The organism is Falcatimonas sp. MSJ-15 (assembly GCF_018918265.1).
Lineage (GTDB): Bacteria > Bacillota > Clostridia > Lachnospirales > Lachnospiraceae > Falcatimonas.
The window spans coordinates 1-4,866 of the sequence record NZ_JAHLQC010000035.1 but is presented as its reverse complement, the minus strand read 5'-3'; the positions used below and the strand labels follow the sequence as shown (position 1 = coordinate 4,866).

Genomic DNA, 4,866 nt, shown 5'->3' with positions numbered 1-4,866 from the left:
CCTTTTTCAACGAAGATGATTTCGATTCCTTCAAGTCTGAATGAGTGACCTGATGTACCAGCGATTTCACCGTTCTTAGCCCATCCTAACCAGCCGTAGTTCTGAGCGTGTACTCTGTAGTATACATCGTATTTCTCAGCTAAATCACCTTTAAGATTCATTGAGAATGCCTCAATTCTTCTTGACTGGTGTTCTGTACCGATTGAGATAGAACCGTCTTCATTAACAACCTGTGTTAAATCAGCTACATCTTCTGGATGGTCAACTCTCTTCTGAACGTGAGCTGTCATCTCAACTTCATCTGCATCAAGACCTGTGAGTGTAATCTTCTCAACTCGTCTGCTCTGTCCATGAGTACCAAGTGAGATGATACCATCATCTGATACTGTTGCAGCGATATCTGCTTCGTCATCTGTTCCGATTCTTCTCTGTACATGTGCTGAGAAGTTTACTTTGTCGTAGATGTCTTCTGAATCGTCTGGTGTATCTGGTTTGTCAAGACCTGCTGTATTATCTGTAGTTTCAGCATCAGCATCGGCTTCAACAATTGAGAATACACTGAATGAATCTGTTTGGAATGTTAATTCGCCAGCTGTTGTACATTTTGCAACAAATATAGCTTCACCATCATCATATACTGTATATTTATGATTTAATTCAAAAGGTCCATTTTTAACAGTTAACCATACTGGCTGCTGTAATTCTGTTACAACATTATCAACAGTTACATCTGCAGTGAAGTCATAAACAGAATCTTTCTGAACGTACTGATAATCTTTTGGAGAAACACCATTTACAACTAATTTTATTTCAGCAGCTTCATCTGGTTCATCTGCATCTGCAATATCCTTATCGTATACAGCAAATAATAAACCATTTGCAGATACATCACCTGATTCATCTTCTAAGTTATAATTGTAATCATCAAGTGTTTTATATAATGCGTCTTCAGCTTTTTTATAAGCTGACTGTGTTAATCTAACAGCATCCACCTGATTATTTACAATCGCATCACCAAGCTGTAATGCTAATTCTTCTGATAAATTGTTTGATTTATCTAATTCATTAGCATAAAGCTCTGTATTATCGATATCTGTTATTACAAAATCGTCTGTATCTTTTGGAGCTACTACGATATAACCTGATTTTTCAAATTTGTAAACCTTATCATTTTCTTTATTGCATGTAATAACTGCTGTAACTTTTGTTATACCGGCTTTTCTAAGTGTAACTGCTGCATTTTTTCCATTGCCAGTAACTGATGCAATATCAGTATCATCAACTTTGTATTCAACAAAAGTAATTGTATCAGCTGTTGCAGTTGTATTAGCATTTACATTTGTAGTAACATTATTAGCACCAACTTTACCTGATATTGTATTATCTGTACCTAAAGTAAAAGATACTGCTTCAATTTCAACTTCTGATTTTTCAGTGTCATCGTTAGCATTGTAAGTACCATCAGGCGTTCCAGCTGCACTAGAACTGTCTACAAACATAACAACTTTGTATTTTCCTTCTTTTTTAGTAACTAATTTGCCTGTGTCAATATCATATGTTGCAAGAACATCGTTACCACTTTTTAATGTTAAAACTCCATTTTGTGCTATTGATGTACTAGTAGAACCACTTGTTAATACGAAGTATACATTTTCTTTTGATGTAAGGTTCTTATTTGTTGCTGTGATATTAACTTCCTGATCTAATGATACAAGTTTATTATCTGCAACAACAGATAAATCATTTGATGTGATAGCTGTTGCGTCATCTTTTACAGCTGATAATGTTATTTCTTCTTTATATGGATTCTTACGTCCTTCGACTTCAATTTCAACTGTGATAGTTACTTTATCTGCTACTAAAGCACTAGGAGTTGTACTTGGAAGTGTGCCTACTGTTGCATAGATCTCACTCTTTTTATCATTTACGCTCAATTTAAAAGCTCCTGTACCACTAGTTGATGGTGTTGTTGTCAACTCTACAGCAGTTCCAGCTTCAGGAGTTGCTGTTACTTTAATGCTCTTATAACTAGCATTATCAGCACCTTTTAATTTGATTGGGATAACTTCACGGTTAGTTGCACTTAAGGCACTGGAGCTTTCTCTGTAATAAACATTCATATTATCAGGTAATTCTATACCTTTAGCAGGTGTTGCTGATGTGATTTCTACAGATGTATTCGCTCCTGTATTGTCGCCATAAGCAGCATCTTCTGAATCAACTTCTTTATAGAAGAAAATTCCTGTTGGTGCATCATATGGAACATAATATTCATAAGTGTTAGTACCAACAATTGTTGTAGGGCTTATTACAAAAACAGGTTTTGCTGTTGCTGAATTAGTTGAATATAATGCAAGAAATTTGTTTGCGGCTGTTCCATCAGCTAATTTTGTTCCTTGTGCAACCTGTGTATGTGTAAATGTTGCATCAGCCATAACTGTTAATGGTTTCATCATATATGTTGGCACAACAGTAACTGCCATAGCAGCAGATAAAGCGTATGCCATAATTTTTCCCATCTGGGAACGTGTAAATTTGTTCATATCGTTACCTCCTAAAATTTAAAAATTGTGCCTGTTTTCGGCGAGTTTTTAGATATCTAAGGACCGGAACTTTTATCCGGTAGATGTGGGTACGAATGTGAATCACTTGAGCTTTTAAATATGATAGATGTGTTTGATGTTAGGATATTAGATTCGATTAAGTTAGTAATCTGGTAATCTTAGTTGGAATACCAATCTTAATCTTAATTAGAATACCAACATTAATCTTAATCATAATATTAATCTTAATCCAATCAACCTCATCATATACCTGCCACGGCATATCATTTATATCTATTGCCAAAAGCTCTATTGATTCAATAATACGACACATACTTACACTACTTCATTGATAAAAATAGTTGATGAAATGTAAGAATTCTGCGTTTTATAAAATTTAATCGTAGTCTTGAGCTGGTAGCAATTCAGTATCAAAGAGTGATTTTTTGTCTTGTTTCTAATATTTTTATTTATATGAATTAATATTTATAGTTTGATTATAATTGCATTATGATTTTTATAAAATAAATATACTTTTCTTGAAAATTCCCCCCAAAAAGGGGGGGATTTTTTCTAAAATCTGTTATATCATATAAAAGCAGTTTGGCACTGAGAACATTCAGTACCGCAGGCAGGATCATTTAATTGAAGATGGCACATAAGTTTTAGTACCACCTTATCAGAGAAACGAGTCACAATTGGACTATCTTATAAAGTAAGCATTACATAGATTAAATTACAGCCGGTTCCTGTCTGAATACAGCACATCAACAGCAAAATACTGATGCGACCGATTATTCATTCATCAAAAACTGTTCGGCTGTAGTTCATCATATAGCTTACATTTTCGTTAGCATATAACTTATAAATAAAATATATGATATAAGCATATAATGTGTAAGTTAATCGTATTGAAATTTGCTTTCGGTATGTAAAAAACTGAATACTGTACCTTAACCATGACAGTTTGGTGTAATGCATATCTGCATTTTCGCCAAATATGCAAAATATGATGTAATGATAGAGCAACGCTCTAACAATGCTCTTAAATCCGTTGCTTTCAATTTTTCTAACAGTCTAACTATCATATTTGCAAAAGTCTAAATTGCTATTTATAATCTAATGGTATCACATTAATAACTTGTTATAGATAGAATCCGTTAAGGGAATATGGTGTAATAACATAAAAAACTTGACTATAAAATCATGTAAATTATATAAAAGCTGATTACGCATAAAAATTGGATGTTGAAACTAAAAATAAAGCGTATTACCATATATATTAGTATCAATTTGAATGATATAAAAATATTCAAAAATAAGTTATTACATAATATGTATTCCATGTCTAATATTTCATCTTCTAAAGTGCATTACACAGAACTGTAAGTAGTTAAGGTACGAAGTAAAGCAAATTAATTATTCTAAAATCACTTCTTAATTAAGGCAAATCTTATGGAGTGTATCATCGGTCATTAAATTAAAAAAGACGATGTTCTTCAAGTTCTATATTTGGAGAATATCATCTTTTTTGATTACAAAATTTTATATTACCTAATGAGATTGTATAATAGTATCTTTACTACAAAATAGTTAAATGATGAAAAAGACTTAATCTTGAATACTAGCTTTAAGATTTATAACAAAGTCTATGCAATTTTCTAACATAAACAGCGAAAATATGTTTGCATATTATTTTGCTTGTGATATACTATATTTAGAATAGTAAACAGAAATAAACAAGCGAGGATTTTTTATGGCTTCAACTAATGAAACAGTAGGTATCAACCGTACTTACAAGGACAGACTTTTCAGATTAAGATTTGGTTCCGAAGAATATAAAGAGGATATGTTAATTCTCTACAATGCTCTTAACGGAACTTCATATAACAATACAGATGATATCAGGATTACGACTCTTGATGATGTAATATATATGAAGATGAAGAATGATATTTCGATTCTTCTAGACAGTAACATGGTCTTGTGGGAACAGCAGAGTTCAATTAATCCGAATATGCCGGCAAGAGGACTTATGTATTACGCTAATCTTCTAAGCCAGTATATTAAAACAGAACGTTATGGAATATATAACAAAAGACTTATCCCTATTCCAACACCACAGTATGTTGTTTTTTACAATGGAACAGAAGAATATGATGCAAAAGTCAAATTAAGACTTTCAGATGCATTCATTAATAAAGATGACAGCGGAGATTTTGAATGGACTGCCATGGTCTACAACCTTAATCCAGGCAAGAATGATACTCTTCTTGAAAAATGCAGACCTCTTAAGGAATATATGATATTCATAAACAAAGTG

The 4,866-nt window shown here is 32.6% G+C and carries 1 protein-coding gene and 2 pseudogenes; 1 reads left to right on the top strand and 2 read right to left on the bottom strand.

The features are described 5' to 3' along the window. Both KQI85_RS16000 and KQI85_RS15995 read right to left on the bottom strand, forming a co-directional pair. Positions 1-2,543 (bottom strand): annotated as a pseudogene (locus KQI85_RS16000) (hypothetical protein); the annotation flags it as partial. 157 nt (positions 2,544-2,700) lie between these two features. After that, positions 2,701-2,877 (bottom strand): hypothetical protein, encoded by a 177-nt coding sequence (locus tag KQI85_RS15995; protein ID WP_216577030.1) that lies wholly within the window; start codon positions 2,875-2,877, stop codon positions 2,701-2,703. 1,422 nt (positions 2,878-4,299) lie between these two features. Here KQI85_RS15995 and KQI85_RS15990 point away from each other — a divergent pair. Further along, positions 4,300-4,866: pseudogene (locus KQI85_RS15990) on the top strand (hypothetical protein); the annotation flags it as partial.